This is a genomic window from Streptomyces sp. NBC_00005 (genome assembly GCF_045160215.1).
In the GTDB taxonomy this organism is placed as follows: domain Bacteria; phylum Actinomycetota; class Actinomycetes; order Streptomycetales; family Streptomycetaceae; genus Streptomyces.
This window is the reverse complement of record NZ_CP108316.1, coordinates 7,172,264-7,195,139: the sequence shown is the minus strand read 5'-3', so window position 1 is coordinate 7,195,139 and position 22,876 is coordinate 7,172,264. Positions and strand designations below refer to the sequence as shown.

General features: G+C 71.1%; 20 protein-coding genes. 11 read left to right on the top strand and 9 right to left on the bottom strand.

Going from position 1 to position 22,876, the window contains the following annotated elements:
- Positions 1–78: 78 nt before the first annotated feature.
- Genes OG303_RS32955 through OG303_RS32940 form a run of 4 tightly spaced genes read left to right on the top strand, consistent with a single transcriptional unit; the run spans position 79 to position 4,998 of the window.
- Positions 79–1,041 carry an ABC transporter permease gene (locus tag OG303_RS32955; protein ID WP_405872993.1) on the top strand — a complete coding sequence of 321 codons (963 nt, stop codon included), beginning with the start codon at positions 79–81 and terminating at the stop codon, positions 1,039–1,041.
- On the top strand, positions 1,038–3,032 hold the full coding sequence (locus OG303_RS32950; protein ID WP_405872991.1) for a dipeptide/oligopeptide/nickel ABC transporter permease/ATP-binding protein: 1,995 nt from the start codon (positions 1,038–1,040) through the stop codon (positions 3,030–3,032). Before OG303_RS32955 ends, OG303_RS32950 begins: the two co-directional genes overlap by 4 nt.
- A complete protein-coding gene (locus OG303_RS32945; RefSeq protein WP_405872990.1) occupies positions 3,029–4,063 on the top strand; it encodes an oligopeptide/dipeptide ABC transporter ATP-binding protein in 1,035 nt (344 codons plus the stop codon). Before OG303_RS32950 ends, OG303_RS32945 begins: the two co-directional genes overlap by 4 nt.
- Positions 4,063–4,998, top strand: coding sequence for a dihydrodipicolinate synthase family protein (locus OG303_RS32940; protein WP_405872989.1), 936 nt, complete (start codon positions 4,063–4,065; stop codon positions 4,996–4,998). The genes OG303_RS32945 and OG303_RS32940 overlap by 1 nt, the downstream gene beginning before the upstream one ends.
- 24 nt (positions 4,999–5,022) lie before the next feature.
- Here the strand turns inward: OG303_RS32940 and OG303_RS32935 are convergent, their stop codons facing one another.
- The 6 genes from OG303_RS32935 to leuA all read right to left on the bottom strand — a co-directional run bounded on the left by OG303_RS32935 (position 5,023) and on the right by leuA (position 12,970).
- The gene (locus OG303_RS32935; RefSeq protein ID WP_405872987.1) at positions 5,023–6,219 is read right to left on the bottom strand and encodes an exo-alpha-sialidase; all 1,197 of its coding nucleotides are present in this window, start codon (positions 6,217–6,219) and stop codon (positions 5,023–5,025) included.
- Positions 6,220–6,221: 2 nt separating this feature from the next.
- On the bottom strand, positions 6,222–6,884 hold the full coding sequence (locus OG303_RS32930; RefSeq protein WP_405872986.1) for a response regulator: 663 nt from the start codon (positions 6,882–6,884) through the stop codon (positions 6,222–6,224).
- Positions 6,881–8,116, bottom strand: a complete 1,236-nt coding sequence (locus tag OG303_RS32925) for a sensor histidine kinase (RefSeq protein WP_405872985.1) — start codon at positions 8,114–8,116, stop codon at positions 6,881–6,883. Before OG303_RS32925 ends, OG303_RS32930 begins: the two co-directional genes overlap by 4 nt.
- 10 nt (positions 8,117–8,126) lie before the next feature.
- On the bottom strand, positions 8,127–10,208 hold the full coding sequence (locus tag OG303_RS32920; RefSeq protein WP_405872983.1) for an MMPL family transporter: 2,082 nt from the start codon (positions 10,206–10,208) through the stop codon (positions 8,127–8,129).
- A 159-nt stretch (positions 10,209–10,367) separates the two neighbouring features.
- Entirely contained in the window at positions 10,368–11,063 is a 696-nt protein-coding gene (locus OG303_RS32915) for a TerB family tellurite resistance protein (protein ID WP_405872981.1), read from the bottom strand.
- Between the two features lie 185 nt (positions 11,064–11,248).
- Positions 11,249–12,970: a 2-isopropylmalate synthase gene (gene leuA, locus OG303_RS32910; protein ID WP_405872980.1), complete on the bottom strand. Its 1,722-nt coding sequence runs from the start codon at positions 12,968–12,970 to the stop codon at positions 11,249–11,251.
- Positions 12,971–13,292: 322 nt separating this feature from the next.
- On the opposite strand from leuA, the gene OG303_RS32905 reads away from it, so the two are divergent.
- The 4 genes from OG303_RS32905 (at position 13,293) to OG303_RS32890 (ending at position 17,328) form a co-directional block, all read left to right on the top strand.
- Entirely contained in the window at positions 13,293–14,366 is a 1,074-nt protein-coding gene (locus tag OG303_RS32905; protein WP_405872979.1) for a M4 family metallopeptidase, read from the top strand.
- 21 nt (positions 14,367–14,387) lie between these two features.
- Positions 14,388–14,654, top strand: coding sequence for a protealysin inhibitor emfourin (locus OG303_RS32900; RefSeq protein WP_405872977.1), 267 nt, complete (start codon positions 14,388–14,390; stop codon positions 14,652–14,654).
- A 65-nt stretch (positions 14,655–14,719) separates the two neighbouring features.
- Positions 14,720–16,042, top strand: a complete 1,323-nt coding sequence (locus OG303_RS32895) for a GH1 family beta-glucosidase (RefSeq protein ID WP_405872976.1) — start codon at positions 14,720–14,722, stop codon at positions 16,040–16,042.
- On the top strand, positions 16,039–17,328 hold the full coding sequence (locus OG303_RS32890) for an MFS transporter (protein ID WP_405872975.1): 1,290 nt from the start codon (positions 16,039–16,041) through the stop codon (positions 17,326–17,328). Before OG303_RS32895 ends, OG303_RS32890 begins: the two co-directional genes overlap by 4 nt.
- Before the next feature lie 10 nt (positions 17,329–17,338).
- On the opposite strand, the gene OG303_RS32885 is transcribed toward OG303_RS32890, so the two are convergent.
- Entirely contained in the window at positions 17,339–18,193 is an 855-nt protein-coding gene (locus tag OG303_RS32885) for an NAD-dependent epimerase/dehydratase family protein (RefSeq protein ID WP_405872974.1), read from the bottom strand.
- Between the two features lie 119 nt (positions 18,194–18,312).
- On the opposite strand from OG303_RS32885, the gene OG303_RS32880 reads away from it, so the two are divergent.
- A complete protein-coding gene (locus tag OG303_RS32880; RefSeq protein WP_405872972.1) occupies positions 18,313–19,167 on the top strand; it encodes a helix-turn-helix transcriptional regulator in 855 nt (284 codons plus the stop codon).
- Here the strand turns inward: OG303_RS32880 and era are convergent.
- Positions 19,164–20,132: a GTPase Era gene (gene era, locus OG303_RS32875; protein ID WP_405872970.1), complete on the bottom strand. Its 969-nt coding sequence runs from the start codon at positions 20,130–20,132 to the stop codon at positions 19,164–19,166. The two genes, OG303_RS32880 and era, sit on opposite strands and share 4 nt — an antisense overlap.
- A 164-nt stretch (positions 20,133–20,296) precedes the next feature.
- Here era and OG303_RS32870 point away from each other — a divergent pair, with 164 nt between their 5' ends.
- A complete protein-coding gene (locus tag OG303_RS32870) occupies positions 20,297–21,619 on the top strand; it encodes an ammonium transporter (protein ID WP_405872969.1) in 1,323 nt (440 codons plus the stop codon).
- A complete protein-coding gene (locus OG303_RS32865; protein WP_405872968.1) occupies positions 21,616–21,954 on the top strand; it encodes a P-II family nitrogen regulator in 339 nt (112 codons plus the stop codon). The genes OG303_RS32870 and OG303_RS32865 overlap by 4 nt, the downstream gene beginning before the upstream one ends.
- Here OG303_RS32865 and OG303_RS32860 read toward each other — a convergent pair.
- Positions 21,848–22,876: a WxL protein peptidoglycan domain-containing protein gene (locus OG303_RS32860; RefSeq protein ID WP_405872967.1), complete on the bottom strand. Its 1,029-nt coding sequence runs from the start codon at positions 22,874–22,876 to the stop codon at positions 21,848–21,850. The two genes, OG303_RS32865 and OG303_RS32860, sit on opposite strands and share 107 nt — an antisense overlap.

The window sequence follows — 22,876 nt, the reverse complement described above, 5'->3', positions numbered from 1 at the left end:
GCAGAGGGATCCGGGGCAGATGGATCCGGGGCAGATGGATCCAGGGCAAGTGGGCTCAAGGGCAAGGGAGTTCGCTCAGTGATCGCCGTCGTCAGGATCCTGCTCCGCCGGGTCGCCCTGCTCGTGCCGCTGATGCTCGGCATCGTGCTGTTCGTGTTCCTGGTGATGCGGTTCTCGGACGTCGACCCGGCGTCCGCGTTCTTCCAGGGCGCCAACCCGACACCGCAGCAACTGCACGACTTCCGCGCGCAGAACGGCCTGTTGGACCCGCTGCCCGTCCGCTACGTCCACTTCGTCGGCAACCTGCTCCACGGCGACATGGGCACCAGCGCGCTGACCCGCGCACCCGTCATCGACCAGGTCACCACCGCGCTGCCCCTCACCCTCCAACTCACCTTCCTGGGCCTCGGCGTCGCGGTGGTGCTGTCGCTCCTCGGCGGGGTGACCGCGGCGATCTACCGCGACCGGCTGCCCGACCAGATCATCCGGGTGGTCTCCCTGACCGGTGTGGCCGCGCCCGGCTTCTGGCTGGCGCTGCTGATGATCCAGTACCTGGCGGTCGACCTGGGCTGGTTCCCGACCGGCGGCTACATCAACCCGGCCGACTCCTTCACCGGCTGGCTGAAGACCATGACCCTGCCCGCCCTCGCGCTGTCGCTGCCCGTCGCGGCCCAACTGACGCGGATCGTCAGGACGTCGGTGGTCGAGGAGCTGGACAAGGACTACGTCCGCACGGCGATCGGGAGCGGGCTGCCGCCGCGGGTGGTGGTCGGCCGGAACGTGCTGCGCAACGCCCTGATCAACCCACTGACCGTGCTGGGCCTGCGCGTCGGCTACCTCCTCGGCGGTGCGGTCGTCATCGAGACGATCTTCTCGCTCCCCGGCATGGGCAAGCTGATGATCGACGCGGTGAAGAACGGCGACCCGGCCGTCGTCCAGGGCGTCGTCCTGACGACCGCGACCGGCTTCGTCGTGGTGAACCTGGTCATCGACCTCCTCTACCTGCTGGTCAACCCGCGACTGAGGGATGCGACCGCATGAACAGCCGGTTCACGCAGTTCACGCGCAAGGGCCTCGGCGAGGCGCTGTCCCGGCCCGGCGTCCGCCTGCGCGGCTGGCGCCGGCTGCCGCTGCCGTCGAAGGCCGCCGTCTGCTTCCTGGCCTTCGTGGTCCTGATGGCCCTGCTGGCACCCCTGCTCGCGCCGCACGATCCCCTCGACCAGCAGACGCCGGTCGACGGCACCGGGCACCCGTCCGGGGGGCACTGGATGGGCCAGGACAGTCTCGGCCGGGACATCCTCAGCCGGCTGATGTACGGCGCCCGTTGGTCGCTGGCCATCGGCCTCGGCGCGACGGCTCTCGCGCTGGTCGTGGGAGCGCTGATCGGCGCGGTCGCGGCCACCTCACGCAAGGGCGTCGACGAGACGCTGATGCGCTGCCTGGACGTGGTGATGGCGTTCCCCGGCATCGCGCTCGCGGCCGTCCTGGTCGCGGTCTTCGGCGGCGGGATCACGGTGCTGATCTGCGCGATCGCGTTCCTGTTCATGCCGCCGGTGGCAAGGGTCGTACGGGCGAACGTCCTCGACCAGTACGGCGAGGACTATGTGACCGCGGAACGGGTGATCGGCGCCCGGACACCGCACATCGTGCTGCGGCACGTCGCCGTCAACTGTGCTGCTCCGGTGCTGGTGTTCTGCACGGTGCAGGTCGCCGAGGCCATCGTCTTCGAGGCGTCGCTGTCGTTCATCGGCGCGGGCGTACGGCCGCCCGACCCGTCCTGGGGCAGTGTCATCGCGGACGGCAAGGACATGGTGCTGACCGGGGGTTGGTGGGCGACGCTCTTCCCGGGCCTGCTGATCCTGGTGACCGTCCTGGCGCTGAACATCCTGTCGGAGGGGGTGTCGGACGCGTGGGCGGCCCCGCCGGCACGGGACGTCGACGTACGCGAGGACGACGACCGGCTGGAGGCCCCGGAGCCCGGCAGCGGCGAGGTGCTGCAGCTGCCCGGCCTGACGGCGGCGGCCGCACGACTGCGCTCCCGGGCCCGCCCCCTCCCTCATGGCGGGCAACCGGTGCTCGCCGTCGAGAACCTCGCCATCGGCTTCGAGGCCCGGCACGGCGGAGTGGACATCGTCGACGGCATCAGCTTCGAGGTGCACCCCGGTGAAGTCCTGGGCCTGGTCGGCGAGTCGGGCTGCGGCAAGTCGCTGACCGCGCTGGCGATCATGGGCCTGGAACCGAAGGGCGCCCGGATCCGCGGCCAAGTCCGCTTCAACCAGCGGGAGTTGCTGGCCGAACCGATGCGCGTACGACGTCGGCTGCTCGGCCACGAGATGGCGATGATCTACCAGGACGCGCTGTCGTCCCTCAACCCCGCGATGACGATCCGCGCCCAGCTCAAACAGGTCGTACGGCGAGGTGGCCGTCGCACCCCCACCGAACTCCTCACCATGGTCGGCCTGGACCCCGACCGCACCCTGCGCAGCTATCCGCACGAGCTGTCCGGCGGCCAGCGCCAGCGTGTGCTGATCGCCATGGCCCTGTCCCGCGACCCGAAGCTGATCGTCGCCGACGAGCCGACGACGGCACTGGACGTGACGGTGCAGGCGCAGGTCATAGAGCTACTCCTGCGTCTGCGCGAGGAGTTGGGCTTCGCCCTGATCCTCGTCTCGCACGACCTGGCGCTCGTCGCGGACGTCACCGACCGGGTGGTGGTGATGTACGGCGGACAGATCGTGGAGACGGGCGTGACCGCCGACCTGGTGGAGGCGCCGGCCCACCACTACACCCGCGGCCTGCTCGGCAGCGTGCTGTCCCTGGAGTCGGCGGCCGAGCGGATGACGCAGATCAAGGGCGTTGTGCCCTCCCCCGCGGACTTCCCGGCGGGCTGCCGCTTCGCCGACCGCTGTCCGCTGGCGACCGACATCTGCCGCACCACACCCCCCGACCTGCTGGGCACGCCGACGCACACGGCGGCCTGTCACCATCCGGCGGTCGAACTCGTGACGTCGGAGTCGGAGGCCGTGAAGTGAACGCGATCGTCGAGCTGTCGGGCACCCACGTCGTGCACAAGGCCCGCAGCGGCGGCCTGTTCACCCGCGACAAGGTGTACGCCCTGACCGGCGCCGATCTCACGGTGGCACCCGGCGAGACGGTCGGCGTCGTCGGCGAGTCCGGGTGCGGCAAGTCGACGCTGGCGAAGGTGCTGGTGGGCGTGGTGCGCCCGACGTCCGGCACGGTGTCGTTCCAGGGCCGCGACCTGTGGTCGATGCCGCCCGGCGAACGCAGGGCGGCCGTCGGCGGCAGCACCGGCATGATCTTCCAGGACCCGTCGACGGCCCTGAACCGAAGGCTGCCGGTACGCCAGATCCTGCGGGATCCGCTGGACGTGCACGACCGGGGGACGAGGACGCAACGCGAGGACCGGGTACGGGAGTTGATGTCCCTGGTGGGCCTGCCCCGAGCCCTGGCCGACGCGCTGCCCGGCCAGCTGTCGGGCGGCCAACGCCAACGGGTCGCGATCGCACGGGCGTTGGCGCTCGACCCCGACCTGGTGGTGGCGGACGAGCCGACGAGCGCGCTGGACGTGTCGGTCCGCGCCCAGATCCTCAACCTCCTGCTGGATCTGAAGGAACGCCTCGGTCTGGCGCTGGTCTTCGTCTCGCACGACATCCAGACGGTCCGGCGGATGAGCGACCGCGTGATCACCATGTACCTCGGCCGCATCGTCGAGGAGTCACCGGCCGCGGACGTCACGGACCGCGCCCGGCACCCGTACACCCGCGCCCTGTTCTCGGCGACCCCCGGCCTGCTGGACCCGATCGACCCCATCCCGCTCACCGGTCCCGTCCCCTCGGCGACGCACCCGCCGAGCGGCTGCCCGTTCCGTACGCGCTGCTGGAAGGCGGACGAGGTGTGCGCGGCCCGAATGCCCGACTTCTCGGCCGCATCGGCCGCGTCGAGTGCCGGGCACCGTTTCCGCTGCCACCATCCTGTGGAGGAGGACGAGTCGACCCGCGACCTCGTACGACAGAACCACCCCAGTCATCCCAGGGAGCCTTGATGATCCTTCCCGCCCCGCTGACCGGTGTCGTCCCACCCGTCTGCACGCCCCTGACACCGGACCGCGAGGTGGACGTCCCCTCCCTGCTCAGGCTGGTCGACCATCTGATGGCGGGCGGGGTGCACGGGCTGTTCGTGCTGGGCTCCTCGTCGGAGGCGGCGCATCTGCGGGACGCGCAGCGGAAGCTGGTGGTGGAGTCGGTGGCCGCCCATGTGGGAGGTCAACTCCCGGTCCTGGCCGGGGCGATCGACATGACGACGCCGAGGGTGCTGGACCATGTGGCGGCCGTGACGGCGGCGGGCGCGGACGCGGTCGTCGTGACAGCCCCTTTCTACACGCGCACGCACCCTGCAGAGATCGCCCGCCACTTCCGGCTGATCGCCGCCGCGTCGCCGGTGCCGGTGGTCGCGTACGACATTCCGGTCGCCGTGCACACGAAGCTGCCCGTGGACGTGGTGCTGGGGCTGGCCGCGGACGGCGTGCTCGCCGGCCTGAAGGACTCCAGCGGTGATCTGGGCGCCTTCCGCGAGGTCGTGACCGGTGCGCGTACCCGGTCCGACATCACCGGTTTCAGCGTACTGACCGGGTCGGAACTGGTCGTCGACTCGGCGCTGGCGTTGGGGGCCGACGGGGCGGTGCCGGGACTCGCCAACGTCGATCCGCACGGGTACGTGCGGCTCGATCGGCTGTGCCGGGGTGGGGACTTCGAGCGGGCCCGGGCGGAACAGGAGCGGTTGTGTGCGCTGTTCGGTCTGGTGGGGGTCGGGGATCCGGGGCGGATGGGGGGTAGCTCGTCGGCGCTCGGGGCGTTCAAGGCGGCGTTGCATCTGCGGGGGGTGATCGACTGTCCGGCTACGGCGGAGCCTCAAGTGCCGTTGTCGGGGGACGAGGTGGAGCAGGTGGGCAAGTTCCTCGCGGCGGCGGGCCTGCTCTGACGGTTTCCTTCAGCCCGGCGAAAACTAACCCAGGTCCCCCACCGGCACCCGCCGGAACTCGATCGTCTCGTACGGCCCCGACACCCCCGTCTCGTACAGCACCCCCACCACCCGCCGCCCCACCTGGACAAGGTCGGAGTACGCAGCCGGCTGCTGCGAAAGCGTCACCGCCTTGGTGAAGCCGCCCCCACCGTCCCCACTGCGCCAGATCGCCATCACCCGCCGAGCCGTCGGCACGGACGGCCCGGAGAAGAGCAACGGCGCGTCGAGCCCCCGGAGTTGCAGGACGCCGCCCTGCACCACCGGAACGTCGTTCAGCGTGGCCTGCACGGCGTACGGCCGGTCGAGGGACTCGGCACCGTCGCCGGAGTACGTGTCGAGCCGGTTGCCGGCACTCGTCCCGTTCTGGTCGCGAGAGCTGAAGTACAGCCTCCCGTCGGGGAGTTGGGCGGCAGCGGACTCGTTGGCGTTGTTCACGCCGTCGTAGGAGTCGTCGACGAACCCCAGCCGCCAGTTGCGGCCCCCGTCGTCGCTGTAGAGGGCGTGGGCGCCGTAGTACTTGGCCTCCTGCCCGGTGTCGGGCGACCCGGCGGGCGGGGCCGCCGAGTGGTTGGCCGGGACGACCAGGCGGCCGGCGTGCGGGCCACGCGTCAGCGCGACCGCGTGGCCCGGCCCCGTCGCGTACCAGCGCCAGCCCTCCGGCTTCACCTCGGCCGTGACGTCCCGCGGCGGCGTGAAGTGCCGCCCGTCGTCCTGGCTGCGCTGCACGAACACCCGCCGGCTCTCCTCCGGCGTGACCTCGCCCCGCATGATCTGCGCCTCGGTGACGGCACCGCTGTTGCAGGAGGTCAGCAGGACCACCGCGCCGGTGCGCGGATCCACCACCGGTGCCGGGTTGCCCCGGGTGTTCCCGTCCCCCGCGGCCACCACCTGCAGCGGCCCCCAGCTGCAGCCCCCGTCGTCGGAGCGTCTGAGGACGACGTCGATGTGGCCGGTGTCGCCGGCGCCGTTGTGGCGGCCCTCGGCGAAGGCGAGGACCGTGCCCCGCGGGGTCGTGACCGTCGCCGGGATGCGGTAGGTGTCGTAGCCGCCCTCGCCCGAGACGTACGGGACGGAGGACGTGCAGCCCGTGGAGGCTGCCGCCGGGGTCAGCGCGGTGAGCGCGGTGAGCGGGGTGAGGAGCACGGTGACGGCGAGGAGGGTGCGGCTCAGGAGGGTCACCGTCAGACGGTTCCCGGAGTCACCAGCCCCGATTCATACGCCACGATGACCAACTGCGCCCGGTCCCGCGCCCCCAGCTTCCCCATGATCCGGCTGACGTGGGTCTTCGCCGTCAGCGGGCTCAGCCCCAACGCATCGCCGATCTCGGTGTTGTTGAGCCCGCGCGCGAGCAGGGTCAGTACCTCCCGCTCACGGTCCGAGAGGCATTCCGGGCCGCCCGTCGCGGGCATCGACGGGCTGCGCAAGAAACGCTCGATCAGCCGTGCCGTCGGGCCCGGCGACAGCAGCGACTCCCCCGCGGACACCGTGCGGATGGCGTCGAGGAGTTCGGCCGGCCGGGTGTCCTTCACGAGGAAGCCGGAGGCGCCCGCCCGCAGTGCCTCCGCGATGTTCTCGTCGGTGTCGTAGGTGGTGAGGACCAGGACCTTCACCGCCTTCAGGGCCTCGTCCGCGGCGATCAGGCGGGTCGCCTCGATGCCGTCGAGATCGGGCATGCGGATGTCCATCACCACCAGGTCGGGGCGTTCGCCGCGGGTCAGCTCCACGGCCTCCCGGCCGGTGCCCGCCTGTCCGACGACCTCCATGTCCCGCGCCGACTCGACGAGCATGGCGAACGCGGCCCGTACGAGGGTCTGGTCGTCGGCGAGCAGCACGCGGATCGTCATCCGGTCCCCTCCAGAGCGGTCGTCAGCGGCAGTACGGCCGTCACCTCGAAACCGCCCTCCGCGCGCGGCCCGGCGTCGAGTGTGCCACCCACGCTGCGGGCCCTCTCCCGCATGCCGACGAGCCCGAAGCCGGGTGTGCCGCCGGGGTCGGGGCCGGTGCCGTCGTCGGTGACGGACAGGCGCAGGGCGCCCTCCCTCTCGTACAGGTCGACGCTCACGGCCGGTTCGGGGCCCGCGTGCCGTACCACGTTGGTCAGCGCCTCCTGCACGATCCGGTACGCGGCGGCGCCCACGGCTGGCGGGGCCTGCCGTATCCGTACGGTCTGCTCGACGCGTGCGCCCGCGAGCCGGGCCGTCTCCACCAGGTCGGGCAGGCCGTCGAGGCCGGGGAGCGGGCCGCGGCCTCCGCCGAGTTCGGAGGCGCGCAGCACCTCCAGGGTGGTGCGGAGTTCGCCGCGTGCGGTGCGGCAGGTGCCGGCGATGTCGTCCAGCGCCTTGGCGACCGTCTCGCGGTCGAGGCGTTCGGGGTCGGCGGCGAGGACGTGCGCGGCGACGGACGTCTGGACGCCGATGAGGGTGATGGTGTGGGCGAGCAGGTCGTGCAGGTCGCGGGCGATGCGCAGGCGTTCCTCGGCGACCCGGCGGCGGGCCTCCTCCTCGCGGGTGCGTTCGGCGCGCTCGGCGCGTTCGACGATCGCGGCGACGTACTGGCGGTAGAAGCGGACGTCGACGCCGAAGAAGAGCACGGCGATCACCCAGCCGGAGACACGCAGCAGCTCGACGGCCTGATGGGTGCTGACGGTGAGCATCACGCCGGTGGCGATGCCGAGGACGGCGACGCCTGTGAGGATCGTGCGCAGGGGGCGGCTGGTCACGGCGACCGTGTAGAGCGCGACGTACGAGGCCGGGAGGGGCGCGAGGTGGTTGTTGTCGAGGGCGTGGTACGGCGCGACCAGCGCCACCATCGCGGCCAGCACGAGCAGCGGACGGCGCCGTCGCCACACGATCGGCACGTGGGCGGCGAGCAGCAGCGTCCAGCCCAGCGCGTCCGGTCGGCGGGACTCGTCGGTGATCATCGCGAGGCAGACCGCCACCACGGCGAGCACGGCGGCCAGCACCGCGTCGTTGCGGGTGCCGTGCGGGGCGGTCCGCGGATCGCGGTTGATCACCGCCATGATCCGCTCGCCGCGGCGGGGTCGTGTCACTGTCGTCGTCGCCTGCACAGGGTTCATCTTCCGTGCTTCACACGGGTTCCGGCTGGCGTTCGGGCCGTACCGGTTCCGGCGCCCGCGACAGCCGCCCCGGCCACCACACCCGGCGTTTCAGCAGCACGCTGGCCGTCGTCACCAGGTATGTCCGCACGAGGAAGGTGTCCAGCAGGACGCCGACCGCGATGACGAACCCCAACTCGACCAGCCCCACCAGCGGCAGCGTGGTCAGCACGGCGAAGGTCGCGGCGAGTACGACGCCCGCGGACGCGATGACCCCGCCCGTGGTGCGCAGCGCGGTGAGCGCCGCCGCCTGGGGTTCGGCGCCGGCGACCGATTCCTCGCGCATGCGGTGCATGAGAAAGATGCCGTAGTCGACGCCGAGTGCCACCAGGAAGACGAAGGACAGCAGGCCGAGCCCGGAGTCCGTGCCCCCGAAGCCGAGCACCGGCCCGAACACCAACCCGCCGATCCCGAGCGCCGCTCCCCACACCGCGACCACCGCGACGAGCAGCATCAGCGGCGCCACGAGGCTCCGTAGCAGGCCTACGAGGATCACGAACACGGCGGCGAGGACGAGCGGCACGACGACCCCGCGGTCCCGGGCCTGGCTGTCGGCCAGGTCGAGCTGCTGGGCGCTGGGGCCGCCCACATAGGTGCCGTAGGTGTCGTCGAGCCCGGCGCGCAGGGCCTCGATGGTCTTCGTCTCCGCCGGTGATTCGGGGGCCGCGGTGGCGTAGACGGAGATCTCCGTCCAGCCCGAGCCGGTGCGGCCGGTCGCCGCCTGGGCGACGCCGTCAGTAGTACGGGCCTTGGCCAGGACGGCGTCGGCCTTGCCGGTGGGCGCGATGACCGTGATGGGCTGGCTGCTGCGCCCGGGGAAGGCACGGGCCAGCGTCTGCGTGGCGGCGATCGACTCGGGCTTCTCGGTGAAGGAGTCCTCCTGCTTGAGCGTGCCGGGCAGGTTGAGCGCGCCGAGGGCGAGGCCACCGAGCAGCACCGCCCCGCCGACGAGCACGGTGACCGGCCGGCGTGTGGCCGAGCTGCCCATCGCCGCGAACAGCGAACGGCGCACCTTGGGTTCGCTGCCGAGCGCCGGGATCAGCGGCCAGAAGACACGGCGGCCGAGGAGGACCAGCAGGGCGGGCAGCAGCGTGATCATCGCGGCGAGCGCGGCGAGCACGCCCACCATGCCGACCGGTCCCATGCCGCTGCTGCTGTTGAGGTCGGCGGCCAGCAGGCACAGCAGCCCGGCGGCCACGGTGCCGGAGGAGGCGAGGATCGCCGGTCCGCAGCCGCGCAGGGCCGCACGCATGGCGTCGTACGGCCGCTCATGGCGCCGTAGCTCCTCGCGGTAGCGGGAGATGAGCAGCAGCGCGTAGTCGGTGCCGGCGCCCAGCACGAGGACCGTCATCACTCCGCCGCTCTGGCCGGTGATGGTGACGTCGAAGGCCTCGTGCAGGCCGTACGCGGCGGCCATCGCCATGCCGGCCGCGACCCCGGCGGTGGCGAGCGGCACCAGCCACAGGAACGGGCTGCGGTAGATGAGGATCAGCAGGGCGGTGACGACGCCGAGGGTGGCGTAGAGGAGGGTGCCGTCGATCGTGCCGAACACCTTGCTCATGTCGGTGTTGAGGGCACCGGGCCCGCCGACCTCGGACTTGAGCCCGGCCCCGCCGTTCGCGAGGTCGCGCACGCCGTCGACGAAGGCGTCGCGTGCCTTGTCGTCCTGGCCGGGCCGGGTGCTGGAGACCGGGTACATGACGGTGGAGCCGTCACGGGACGGGACCGCCTTCGGAGTACCGGTGAGCTCGTACTTCGCCCCGATCTCGGCGACCTGCGCACCCGCCTTCTCCTTGTCGGCCGCGGTGAGGCCGCCGTCGCGGTGGTAGACGAGCACCAGGTCGGTGGCCTCGCCGCCGGGCAACCGGTCCTGGATACGGGCCACTTGGGTGGAGTCGGCGCTGTCGGGGAGGTAGTCGACGGACCGGTTCTGCTGTGCGTCGCCGAACTTGCCGGCGAACGGTCCGGCGAGCACGAGCGCTGCCAGCCACAGGCCGAGCACCACCCAGGGCACGGCGCGCCGTCCCCGTGTTCGTGTCCTTGCGGCCCCCATGGACGGGCCTCCCTCCGGTCGGGATGTCTGGGTCGGTTCCAGACTTCCGTCGCGCGGGGGCCGCTTCGTCGGGCGTGAGAGCGAGTTGGGGGGTACTGCCGGGGGTGGTCCGGCGGCGGCGTTACTCCCGTGGGAGTAAGCGGGAGGGCAGCGGGAGCGTCAGGACGGTGTGCGCGCCGCGGCCAGCAGCCGGGTCACGTCGTCCGCGCAGATGGTGAGGGCGGCGCCCACGGTGCTCAGGACGTCGCGCTCGGCGGGCGTGTAGGGGCCGTCGGCGAGGGCGATGCGGGCACCCTGGAGCAGGATCGACTCGCGGCCGACGGGGGCCAGGTGCGGGGCCAGCGGGTCCAGCGCCTCGTGCAGCTCTATGGCGAGTCCGGCCCCGCAGGACTGCTCGTAGACCCGGCCGGTGTCCGCGGCCAGCGCCTCGACGAGCGCGTTCAGCTGGTCCTCGGTGCAGTCGTCGAAGCCGGCCGCGCGGACCGTGCCGGCGGCGGCTTCCAGGGACGTACGGGAGCAGGTGCCGCCCGCTGCCAGCACCGCCAGGGCGACGGTGTGGACGGCGTCGCGGAGCATCGCGGAGAAGCGGGTGGTGGTGGGGTGGTCGAGGGCGTCGGTGCCGAAGTGGCGGCGGCAGGCGGCGCATTCGACGACCGGCGCGGTCTCGCCGCGCGGCAGCACGGGCACGCCGAGGAGGATGAAGCGACGGTGGCCGGTCAGGCGCTGGTAGTTGCGGTCGCCTCCGCAGCCGGGGCAGAAGAACTCGCCGTCTCCTACGGGCGTCCACGCGGTGCGGGTGCCCAGGAGGCGCGCAGGCCTGGCGGCTCGGCCGTTTCGTCCCCTTACTGGCAGCACGTCGCACCTCCGTAACACCGCGGCAACATCGCTGCGGTGTCCGTGATGTTAGCCACATCGGTGAGGCGTAGTCAGCACCCTGGACGAGACCTTTCCGTGACCTCCACGGACGGGTGGCCGAAAAACGACGGCGCCCCGACCGCCGTACACAGCGGTCGGGGCGCCGAAAAGCCCGGTCAGAGAGGTCAGCGGGTCGCGCGGTTCACCGCGGAGACGACCGCCTTCAGCGACGCACGCGTCGTGTTCGCGTCGATGCCGATCCCCCACAGAACCTTGTCGTCGATCGCGCATTCGATGTACGAGGCGGCCTGCGCGGAGGCGCCCTCGCTCATCGTGTGCTCCTGGTAGTCCAGCAGGCGTACGTCGATGCCGACGGACTGCAGGGCGTCGAAGAAGGCCGAGATCGGACCGTTGCCGGAGCCGGTCAGGACGGTGTCGACGCCGTCGACCGTGGCCTCCACCTTCAGCGTGTCCACGCCGTCGGTGTCGGTCGTCGACTGGCCGTTGCGGACCTGGATACGGCCCCACGGGTTCTCGGGGTTCGGCAGGTACTCGTCCTGGAAGACGGCCCAGATGTCGGAGCCGGTGACCTCGCCGCCCTCGGCGTCCGTCTTGGCCTGGATCAGCTTCGAGAACTCGATCTGCATCCGGCGGGGCAGGTCCAGCTTGTGGTCGTTCTTCAGGACGTACGCGATACCGCCCTTGCCGGACTGCGAGTTGACGCGGATGACGGCCTCGTAGGAACGGCCGACGTCCTTCGGGTCGATCGGCAGGTACGGGACCGCCCACTCGATGTCGTCGACGGTGACGCCCTTCGCGGCCGCGTCGGCCTCCATGGCGTCGAAGCCCTTCTTGATGGCGTCCTGGTGGGAGCCGGAGAAGGACGTGTAGACCAGGTCGCCCACGTACGGGTGGCGCGGGTGGACCTCCATCTGGTTGCAGTACTCCCACGTACGACGGATCTCGTCGATGTCGGAGAAGTCGATCTGCGGGTCGACGCCCTGGGAGAAGAGGTTCATGCCCAGGGTGACCAGGTCGACGTTGCCGGTGCGCTCGCCCTGTCCGAACAGACAGCCCTCGACGCGGTCGGCGCCGGCCATCAGGGCCAGCTCGGCGGCGGCGACGGCCGTACCCCGGTCGTTGTGCGGGTGGATGGAGATGCAGACGTGCTCGCGGCGGGTCAGGTTGCGGCCCATCCACTCGAAGCGGTCCGCGTGGGTCGACGGGGTCGAACGCTCCACCGTGGCAGGCAGGTTGAGGATGATCTCGCGGCCCGGGCCGGGCTGCCAGACGTCCATGACCGCCTCGCAGACCTCCAGCGCGAAGTCCAGCTCGGTGTCGGTGAAGATCTCGGGGCTGTACTGGTAGCCGAACTCCGTCTCGGGGCCCAGCAGTTTCTCGGCGTACTCCATGACCAGCCGCGTACCGTCGACGGCGATCTGCTTGATGTCGTCCTTGGAGCCGCGGAAGACGACCCGGCGGAAGACCGGGGCCGTGGCGTTGTAGAGGTGGACGGTGGCGCGCTTGGCGCCCTTCACGGACTCCACGGTGCGCTCGATCAGGTCCTCGCGGGCCTGGGTCAGTACGGAGATGGTGACGTCGTCGGGGATGGCGCCGGGCTCTTCGACGATCGACCGTACGAAGTCGAAGTCCGTCTGTCCCGATGCCGGGAAGCCGACCTCGATCTCCTTGTAGCCCATCTTGACCAGCTGGTCGAACATCCGGCGCTTGCGCTCGGGCGACATCGGGTCGATCAGGGCCTGGTTGCCGTCACGCAGGTCGGTGGAGAGCCAGCGGGGAGCGGCGGTGATCCGCTGCTCCGGCCAGGTGCGGTCCGGGATGTCGACCTGCTCGTACTGGCCGTACTTGTGGATCGGCATGGTGCTGGGCTGCTGGCGGTTCGCCATGATTGCGGGGCTCCTCATCAGGATGTCCGGAAGGACGGCCGACGACGCAACGCAAAGCTCCGCGGGGAGGGAGTCGACCTGGACTACAGGCCCTCGCCGCGGCAGCTAAGAAGAAGCAGCCCGAAACGCATGATGCTCCGCATGCTAGCCGAGCCCCTTCGGAAGCGGGGCGCCGTATCAGTATGCGGGACCCGAGAGATAAAGGGGACAAAACGTGCGCCATACCACTTCGTCACGGAGCGTGCGGCCCGCTGTCCCCATATTTCACCAATCATGGTTGCGGGTAGTGACACGGTCATAACTCAGTGCAAGGGTGCCGGGCATGACGAAGACCAACGGGGGCTTCGAGCCCGTCTTCTGTACCGTCGTGCCACCTCATGTCCTCGACAAGCTGGCCCAGAACGAGGACTCCGCGCTCGCGAACACCGCGCGCAAGACCCTGGAACGCGACGCCTACGAGCGCACCCACCGCCGGCTGACCACCGTCATCGGCGCCCCGACCGTCGCCCCGCCCGCCGGAGCGGCCCCCGACCAGCCGCACCGCACCATCTACGACGCCCGCCACCACACGGACCTGCCCGGAAAGAAGGTGCGCGCCGAGGGCTCGGACCCCGGCAAGGACGCCACCGTCAACCGCGCCTACGCGGGCCTGGGCGCCACCTTCGAGCTGTATCTGAAGGCCTACGAGCGCTACTCGATCGACGGCAACGGCCTGCCGCTGGACGCGACGGTCCACTTCGACCAGGACTACAACAACGCCTTCTGGAACGGCGAGCAGATGGTGTTCGGCGACGGCGACGGCGAGATCTTCCTCGACTTCACCATCCCGATCGACGTCATCGGCCACGAGCTCACGCACGGCGTCACGCAGTACACGGCCAACCTGACCTACTTCGGCCAGCCCGGCGCCCTCAACGAGTCCCTGTCCGACGTCTTCGGCTCGCTGATCAAGCAGTACACGCTCGGCCAGACCGCCGCCGAGGCCGACTGGCTGATCGGCGCCGGGCTGCTCGCCCCGCGCGTCACCGGCAAGGCGCTGCGCTCCATGAAGGCGCCGGGCACGGCGTACGACGACGACGTCCTCGGCAAGGACCCGCAGCCGGCGACCATGGACGACTTCGTCCGCACCGGCCGCGACAACGGCGGCGTCCACATCAACTCCGGCATCCCCAACCACGCGTTCTTCCTGGTCGCCGATGCCCTCGGCGGGAACGCCTGGGAGAAGGCCGGACAGATCTGGTACGACGTCCTGACCGGCGGCGAGCTGAAGAAGGACGCGCTGTTCGTGGACTTCGCGAAACTCACGCTCACGGCGGCCAAGGCCCGCTTCAACGAGGGCGAGGAACTGCAGGCCGTGACGAAGGCCTGGGAGCAGGTCGGGGTGCAGACCTCCTAGTTCCGTACTAGACACGGTCCCATGCGTATTCGAGTAAGGCGCACGGGTGGATTCGCGGGCATCGAGCGGCACGCCGAGGTGGACACCTCGGGGCGGCCCGACGGACACGAGTGGCATGCCCTGGCCGAACAGGCCGTGGCCGGGGGCCGGGGCACGCCACCCGTCGGGGTTCCGGACGGGTTCAGCTACGAGATCACCGTGGACGGAAAGACGGTGTACGCCGCCGACCCCCGGCTGACCGAGGAACAGCGCAGGCTCATCTCCCGCGTACTGAAGGAAGGGGCGTGAGCCCGTAACAGGTCGTTCATGCGCGGGCGTTGACTTCCGTTACCGCGGGTACGGATGATCCGCGCATGGCGACTGATCCGTTCAAGGCGGCGAACCCGATACCCCAGTTCCCGGCCGGATTCCTGTGGGGCGTGTCGACCTCGGCCCATCAGATCGAGGGCGCGGCCGACCAGCGTGAGCCGTCCGTGTGGGACGTCTTCACGGCCGAGCCGGGACGGGTGAAGGACGGCTCGACCGCGGCGGTGGCCTGCGACCACTACCACCGCTACCGCGAGGACGTGGCCCTCCTGGCCGGCCTGGGCGTGAACACGTACCGCTTCTCGATCTCCTGGCCGCGGGTGCGCTCCAAGGGCGGCCTGGACTTCTACGACCGTCTCGTGGACGAGCTGTGCGCGGCGGGCGTACGACCGGCGCCGACCCTCTTCCACTGGGATCTCCCGCAGGGCATGGACTGGCTGGAGCGGGACACCGCGTCCCGTTTCGCGGAGTACGTGTCGGTCGTCGCCGAGCGGCTGGGCGACCGGGTGACGAAGTGGATCACCATCAACGAGCCTGCCGAACAGACCCTGTTGGGGCATGCGCTGGGCGCGCACGCGCCGGGAAAGCAGCTGATGTTCGACGCGCTCCCGGTCGCCCACCACCAGCTGCTGGCCCACGGTCTGGCCGTACGGGCCCTGCGTGCGTCCGGCGCCACGGACATCGGGATCGCCAACTCGCACGGGCCGACCTGGCCGGCGTCCGAGGAGACGGCGGACGTGGAGGCGGCGGGGTTCTACGACCTGCTGTTGAACCGCCTGTTCGCCGACCCTCTTCTGCTCGGCCAGTACCCGGAGGGCATCGGCGAGTTGATGCCGGGTGACGTCGAGTCCGACCTGAAGATCATCGCGGAGCCGCTGGACTGGTACGGCGTCAACTACTACGCGCCGACCCGCGTGGGCGCCCCGCAGGGCGCGGACATCGAGTTCGGCGGCCTGACGATCCCGGCCGAACTCCCCTTCTCCGTACGGCAGATCGAGGGCGTCCCGGTGACGGACTTCGGCTGGCCGGTGGTCCCCGAGGGCCTGACGGAACTGCTGACCGGCTTCCGCGACCGCTACGGCGACCGCCTCCCGCCCGTCGTCATCACCGAGAACGGCTGCTCGTACCAGGGCATCGACGACCAGGACCGGATCGCCTACCTGGACGGCCACATCAGGGCGCTGCACCGGGCGTTGGAGGCGGGTGTGGACGTGCGCGGCTACTTCGTGTGGTCGCTGCTCGACAACTTCGAGTGGGCGGAGGGGTACGAGCGCCGGTTCGGGCTGGTGCACGTGGACTTCGAGACGCAGAAGAGGACCCCGAAGGCCTCGTACGACTGGTTCCGGGAACTGTTGCGGGCACAGAGATGACCGCCCCGCTGCGGGACCGGGACCGGGACCGGGCCGGGGGCCAGGACCCGTCGGCCGCACTCGCCGAGCCCGTCGAGCGGGTCGGCCGGGGCTGGACGGCCTCCCTCTCGCTCGCCAACGGGGCGATCTGGGTGGGCTGGTACGGCCCGCTGCAGATCCTGCTGGCCTCCCAGGCGAAGGACTTCGCGCCCGGATCCGGGATGTCCAAGGAGACGATGCTGGCGTGGGTCACCGGCGCCGGTGCGCTGGTCTCGCTCCTGGCCAACCCGTTCTTCGGCGCGCTGTCGGACCGCACGACGGCGCGCCGGGGCCGCCGTACGCCGTGGATCGTGGCCGGGGCGGCGGGCGGCGCGCTGTCGTTGCTGCTGCTCGCGGGCGCGGGCGGCATGGGGACGATGGTGGTGGGCTGGTGCCTGGTCCAGTTGACGCTGAACGCGGCGTTCGCGGCGGTGACGGCGGCGGTCCCGGACCGCGTGCCGCGGCTCCAACGGGGCTCGGTGGGCGGCTGGTTGGGGGCCGCGCAGATCCTCGGGGTGGTCGGCGGGACCGGGCTCGCCACGGTGACCGCCGGCATCGGGGCCGGTTATGCGGCGTGCGCGGTGTTCACCGTGGTGGGCGTGCTGCCGTACGTCCTGCGCCACGAGGACCTGCGGCTGGGGGCGACGGACCGGCCGGCCTGGTCGTGGCGCGGTTTCCTGGCCGGGTTCTGGCTGAGCCCGCGCCGGTACCCGGACCTGGGCTGGGCATGGCTGACCCGCTTCCTGATCAACCTCAGCAACGCCCTCGTACTCCTCTACCTGCTGTACTACCTGCGGGACCGCCTCCACTACGACGACCCCGACCAGGGCGTACTGATCCTGACGGCGGTGAACGCGGTGACGCTGCTCGCCACGGTCGTGGTGGGCGGGGTGTGGTCGGACCGGGTGGGGCGCCGCAAGCCGTTCGTGATCTGGTCGGGCGTGCTGATGGCGGTGGCGACGGCGGCGCTGGCGGGCTGGCAGACCTGGCCGGGCGCGATCGTCGCGGCGGCGGTGCTCGGGATCGGCTTCGGGGTGTTCACCTCGGTCGACTTCGCGCTGATGACGGACGTACTGCCGAAGGCGCTGGACCGCGGCAAGGACCTCGGCGTGATCAACGTGGCGAACGCCCTGCCGCAGGTCGCGGCACCCGCCCTCGCCGCACCGATCGTGACCTACCTGGGCGGCTACCGGGTGCTGTACCTGGTGGCGGCGGTGATCGGGCTGGCGGGGGCGGTGCTCGTGCGGCGGATCAGGGGCGTGGACTAGGGCAGCCGGTTCAGAGCGCGCCTGCGTCCCTGGCCGCCCAGACGGTCGGGTACAGCGGGCGATAGCCCAGCTCCCGCCGGATCCGCTCGGTGGACATGATCCCGAACCAGGGGTCGGGGTCCGTGTGCTCCTGGAGTTCAGCGGGCACCTCGACGCCGTTGAGCTGGTGGAGCTCGACCGCCGTGACGGGGGCGTCGTCGGCGATGTTGTAGATCCGGCCGGCGACTCCCGGCGCGTGCAGCAGACGCAGCAGTCCCTGGGCGACGTCCGCGTGGTGGCCCATGTGCAGCCGCTGGGCCGCCGCCCAGTTGCGGGCCCACATCAGGGAGTTGGCCAGGTGCGGATCGCCCTCGCCGTAGACGAAGGGGAGCCGGCCGACGCGCACGTCCATGCCGTCCAGCGCGAGCAGCTCCCGCTCGGCCGCCACCTTCGACTCGCTGTAGGCGCCCCACATCGTGCCGCCGGGCCGGCTCTCGTCCTCCTCGACGAGCGGGCGACCCCGTCCGACGCCGTACACCATCCCGGTGCTCACCTGCACGAACCGCCGCACGCCGGAGGCCAGCGCGGCGCGGCCCAGTGCCACCGCCGCGTCCCGGTTGACGGCCCACGCCTCCTCGTCCGGGACCCCGCGGAAGGACGCCGCGACGTTCACGACGGCGTCCACCCCGGCCACCGCCTTGCCGAGCGACTCCGCGTCCCGCAGATCCCCGACCACGACCTCGGCGCCCAGCTCCGCGAACCGCTCCCCGCGCGCCGCCTCCCGCACCAGCACCCGCACCCGCTCTCCCGCCCGGGTCTGCGCCAGCAGCCTCGGCACGAAGCGCCGTCCTACCTGTCCCGTCGTACCGGTCACCAATGTCAGCATGATCTGCTCCTCTCGTCCCGACCCAGCTTTCGGCGGGAACGCCGACACCGGGAGAGACCTCCCGATCGGGGGATCGGCAGACCCTGGATAAGCCGGACGGACTCCCGCACGCTGGAGAGGTGAACCGAGCCGAACTCGCCGACTTCCTGCGCCGCGGCCGCGCCCGCCTCGACCCGGCCCACGTGGGGCTGGCGCCGGGCTCCCGCCGCCGCACGCCGGGCCTGCGTCGCGAGGAGGTGGCGCAGCTGGCGGCCATGTCCGTGGACTACTACACGCGGCTGGAACAGTCCCGGGGCCCGCGCCCATCCCGCCAGATGCTGACGGCACTGGCCCGCGCGCTGCGGCTGACGGACGACGAACGGGACCATCTGTTCCACCTGGCGGGCGAGGAGCCGCCGCGGCGCGGGAGCGGTTCCGCGCACGTGAGCCCCGGTCTGCTGCTGGTCCTGGACCGGCTGCACGACACACCGGCGATGGTGGTGAGCGACTGTGGCGAGGTACTGGCGCAGAACGCGATGGCGCGGGCACTGTCCGGGGACGCGTCCGCCCGCCCGCCGCGCGAACGCAACCTGGTCCGCCGCTTCTTCCTGGACCCGGCGGCACGGGAAATATGCCCGCCGGAGGACGTGCCCGACCACGCACGCGCCCATGTGGCCAACCTGCGGGCGGTGGCGGCGGCACGTCCCGACGACCCGGAGCCGGCGGCGCTGGTGGCCGAACTGCGCGCGTCGAGTGAGGAGTTCGCGGCTCTGTGGGCCGAGCACGAGGTGGCGGTGCGCCGCCAGTCGACGAAACGCTTCCGGCATCCGCTGGTCGGCCTGCTGGAACTGGACTGCGAGGTCCTCCTGAACCAGAACGACCACCACATGCTCATCGTCCACACGGCCCGCCCGGGCACGGAGTCGTACGAGCGCCTGCAGCTGCTGCGGGTGGTGGGCCTGCAGGACATGTCCCCGCAGGGAACAGCCCCTTAGAACCCCAGCTTGCGGAGTTGCCTCGGATCCCGCTGCCAGTCCTTCGCGACCTTCACATGCAGGTCCAGGAACACCGGCGTACCGAGCAACGCCTCGATCTGCTTGCGGCTCTTGATCCCGACCTCCTTCAGGCGCTGGCCCTTCGGGCCGATGATGATGCCCTTCTGGCTGGGGCGCTCGATGTAGAGGAAGGCGTGGATGTCGAGGAGCGGCTTGTCGGCGGGCCGGTCCTCGCGCGGAAGCATCTCCTCCACCACGACCGCGATGGAGTGCGGCAGCTCGTCCCGCACACCCTCCAGCGCGGCCTCGCGGATCAGTTCCGCGATCATGACCTGCTCGGGCTCGTCGGTGAGGTCGCCCTCGGGATAGAGCGCCGGCCCCTCCGGCAGGAGCGGGACGATCAGGTCGGCCAGCAGGCCCACCTGCTTGTCGCCGACCGCCGACACCGGCACGATCTCCGCCCACTCGAAGCCGAGCTCCTTGCCGAGCTGGTCGATGGCGATGAGCTGCTCGGCGAGCGTCTTGCTGTCCACGAGGTCGGTCTTCGTGACGATCGCGATCTTCGGCGTCTTCTTGATCGACGCCAGTTCCTTCGCGATGAAGCGGTCGCCGGGGCCGAGCTTCTCGTTCGCGGGCAGGCAGAAGCCGATCACGTCGACCTCGGCCCAGGTGGTGCGCACGATGTCGTTGAGCCGCTCGCCCAGCAGCGTGCGCGGCTTGTGCAGCCCAGGGGTGTCGACCAGGATCAGCTGGGCGTCGTCCCGGTGCACGATCCCCCGTACCGTGTGCCGCGTCGTCTGCGGCTGGTTCGCGGTGATCGCCACCTTCTGGCCGACCAGAGCATTCGTGAGTGTGGACTTGCCCGCGTTGGGGCGGCCCACGAAGCAGGCGAAGCCGGCGCGGTGGGGTGCCTGCGACGATGCCGACGGCTCGGATGACTGACTGCGAACGCTCATGGCGCCCATTCTCCCTGATCCACAGAGCCCCGCCGCACAAGCGCCCGAGCACCGGCCCCCACGCCGACTCCCGGTGAGCTTTCGGAAACCCCCACGCAACGAAACATCACGGAAACACATCCGTGCACAACCGGAAACGCACGGCGGTGACGCTCTGACGAGCCCCCACACCGTTGGAGACGACCGTGATCCTCGCCGCCGCGCACGCCGACACCGGCGACACCGCCTGGCTGCTCGCCGCCACCGCCCTCGTCCTGCTGATGACCCCGGGACTCGCCCTCTTCTACGGCGGCATGGTCCGCACGAAGAGCGTCCTGAACATGCTGATGATGAGCTTCGTGTCGATCGCCCTGGTCACGGCGGTCTGGCTGGCCGCCGGGTATTCGCTCGCCTTCGGGGACGACATCGGCGGCGGGCTGATCGGGGGGCTGAAGCACGTCGGGATGGCGGGTATCGGGCCGGACAGCGTGCACGGCACCGTGCCCACCCTCCTCTTCGCCACCTTCCAGCTCACTTTCGCGATCATCACGGCCGCGCTCATCAGCGGCGCGATCGCGGACCGGGTCAAGTTCTCCGCCTGGTTGATCTTCGTCCCGGTCTGGGCGCTGCTCGTATACGTTCCCGTCACCCACTGGGTGTGGGGCCCGGGCGGCTGGATCGCGAACCATCTCGGCGCCCTCGACTTCGCCGGTGGTCTGCCCGTCGAGATCACCTCCGGCGCCTCGGGCCTCGCCCTCTGTCTGGTGCTGGGGCCGCGGCTCGGTTTCAAGAAGGACGCGATGCGTCCGCACAACCTGCCGATGGTGATGCTGGGCGCCGGTCTCCTCTGGTTCGGCTGGTTCGGCTTCAACGCCGGCTCGGCCCTGGGCGCCAACGGCCTCGCGGCCGCCGCCTTCCTCAACACCCTCGCCGCCGGCTGCACCGGCCTGCTCGGCTGGCTCTTCGTGGAGCAGAAGCGCGACGGCCACCCCACCACCCTGGGCGCCGCGTCCGGCGCGGTCGCGGGCCTGGTCGCGATCACGCCCTCCTGCGGTGCGGTCTCGCTGCTCGGCGCCCTGGTCGTCGGCCTCGCCGCCGGTGTCGTCTGCTCGTACGCCGTGGGCTGGAAGTTCACGTTCGACTACGACGACTCGCTCGATGTCGTCGGCGTCCACCTGGTCGGCGGCGTCATCGGCACGCTGCTCATCGGCGTCTTCGCGATCGGCACCATGACCGGCGGCCCCGAGGGCCTCCTCTACGGCGGCGGGCTCGCCCAGCTCGGCAAGCAGCTGGTCGCCGTCGTGGCCGTGGCGGCGTACGCCTTCCTCGTCACGTACGGCATCGGCAAACTGATCGACAAGGCGATGGGATTCCGCGCGAGCGAGGAGCAGGAGCACACCGGCCTGGACCTTACGGTGCACGCCGAGACCGCATACGATCACGGCGTCCTGGGCCACGGCGCCCCGGTCTCGTCCTCCGTCCTCTCCCCCGCGCAGAAGGTCAAGAGCCCGTCATGAAGCTCATCACCGCGATCGTCAAGCCCCACCGCCTCGACGAGGTGAAGACCGCCCTCCAGGAGCTCGGGGCGCACGGTATGACCGTGACCGAGGCCAGCGGATACGGCCGTCAGCGCGGGCACACCGAGGTGTACCGCGGCGCCGAGTACCAGGTCGACCTCGTGCCCAAGGTCCGCATCGAGGTCGTCGTCGCGGACGGGGACTCGGACGCCGTGATCGACGCGATCGTCAAGGCCGCACAGACGGGGAAGATCGGGGACGGGAAGGTGTGGGCGCTGCCGGTCGAGACGGTCGTACGGGTACGGACGGGAGAGCGCGGGCCCGACGCGCTCTGATCACCAGGGCGACTCCCACGACCGCAACCACCAGCAGGACCAGCGCCACCACCCACGGCAGCGCGAAGAACGAGGCGCTCGCCGACTCCCGGGTGTTCTGTGCGCTCGCCGTCAACGTGACGTCGCCCCAGTCGAGTTGGGGCGCGCCGCGCCATGGCTCGGTGAGGTGGACGCGCTGGCCCGGCAGCAGTTCGGAGGGGATCCGGGACAGGTCGCGGGCGAGCAGCGTACGGCCGAACAGGCCCTCGGCGCGCAGCTCCACCTTCGGGTTGAGAGTGACGTTGCCGGTGTTGTGCAGGGTGTAGGAGATCGTCGCCGTGCTGCCGCCCAGGCCCGGGACGAGGGGCTGGTGGTGGACGACGTGGACGTTCTCCACGGAGATCGCGGGAAGGGTCGGTCCGCCGACGCGGAGGTAGACGCGGGCGCCGACGGCCCGCTGTACGCCGAGCGCGAGTGAGCCCTCGCCCTTGTCGATCCGTTCGTCCAGGGCCACCAACGCGCCCGGGTGATCGCCGGGTTCGGCGCCCTGGGGCACGCGCAGTGTGAAGGGCACGGTGACCTTGCCGTGCGCGGGGACGGTCACACGCGATTTCGCGGGCTTCGCCCAGGCGCCCACGCCCCGCTGTTTCTCCTTCGCCGTCTTCACCGCGAACCCGCCGTCCCGCGCGGTGTTGTACGCGTCGGCGGCATACAGCCGGAAGGTCAGCGGCTGCCCGGTCTTGTTGGCGACGACGACCTTGTCCTCGACGGTCGTCCCGGGGTCGGCGGAGAGATAGAAGTACGGGCGGGCGGCGACCTGCGAGGACGCGGGGTAGACGGACCAGCTGCCGTTGTCGGCGGCGTGCGCGGACGTCGGCGCGGTCAGGCCTGTGAGGAAGAGACCCAGGAACAGGCCCAGGAGGAGGACGTACGGCTTGCGCAT

Excerpts from the sequence above, each read along its gene's own strand:
- OG303_RS32890 (WP_405872975.1), top strand. The coding sequence starts at position 16,039 with ATGACCGCCCCGCTGCGGGACCGGGACCGGGACCGGGCCGGGGGCCAG.
- OG303_RS32940 (WP_405872989.1), top strand. The coding sequence starts at position 4,063 with ATGATCCTTCCCGCCCCGCTGACCGGTGTCGTCCCACCCGTCTGCACG.
- era (WP_405872970.1), bottom strand. The coding sequence starts at position 20,132 with ATGGGCGCCATGAGCGTTCGCAGTCAGTCATCCGAGCCGTCGGCATCG.
- OG303_RS32950 (WP_405872991.1), top strand. The coding sequence starts at position 1,038 with ATGAACAGCCGGTTCACGCAGTTCACGCGCAAGGGCCTCGGCGAGGCG.
- OG303_RS32900 (WP_405872977.1), top strand. The coding sequence starts at position 14,388 with ATGCGTATTCGAGTAAGGCGCACGGGTGGATTCGCGGGCATCGAGCGG.
- OG303_RS32925 (WP_405872985.1), bottom strand. The coding sequence starts at position 8,116 with ATGAACCCTGTGCAGGCGACGACGACAGTGACACGACCCCGCCGCGGC.
- OG303_RS32905 (WP_405872979.1), top strand. The coding sequence starts at position 13,293 with ATGACGAAGACCAACGGGGGCTTCGAGCCCGTCTTCTGTACCGTCGTG.
- leuA (WP_405872980.1), bottom strand. The coding sequence starts at position 12,970 with ATGGCGAACCGCCAGCAGCCCAGCACCATGCCGATCCACAAGTACGGC.
- OG303_RS32865 (WP_405872968.1), top strand. The coding sequence starts at position 21,616 with ATGAAGCTCATCACCGCGATCGTCAAGCCCCACCGCCTCGACGAGGTG.
- OG303_RS32895 (WP_405872976.1), top strand. The coding sequence starts at position 14,720 with ATGGCGACTGATCCGTTCAAGGCGGCGAACCCGATACCCCAGTTCCCG.
- OG303_RS32885 (WP_405872974.1), bottom strand. The coding sequence starts at position 18,193 with ATGCTGACATTGGTGACCGGTACGACGGGACAGGTAGGACGGCGCTTC.
- OG303_RS32920 (WP_405872983.1), bottom strand. The coding sequence starts at position 10,208 with ATGGGGGCCGCAAGGACACGAACACGGGGACGGCGCGCCGTGCCCTGG.
- OG303_RS32930 (WP_405872986.1), bottom strand. The coding sequence starts at position 6,884 with ATGACGATCCGCGTGCTGCTCGCCGACGACCAGACCCTCGTACGGGCC.
- OG303_RS32860 (WP_405872967.1), bottom strand. The coding sequence starts at position 22,876 with ATGCGCAAGCCGTACGTCCTCCTCCTGGGCCTGTTCCTGGGTCTCTTC.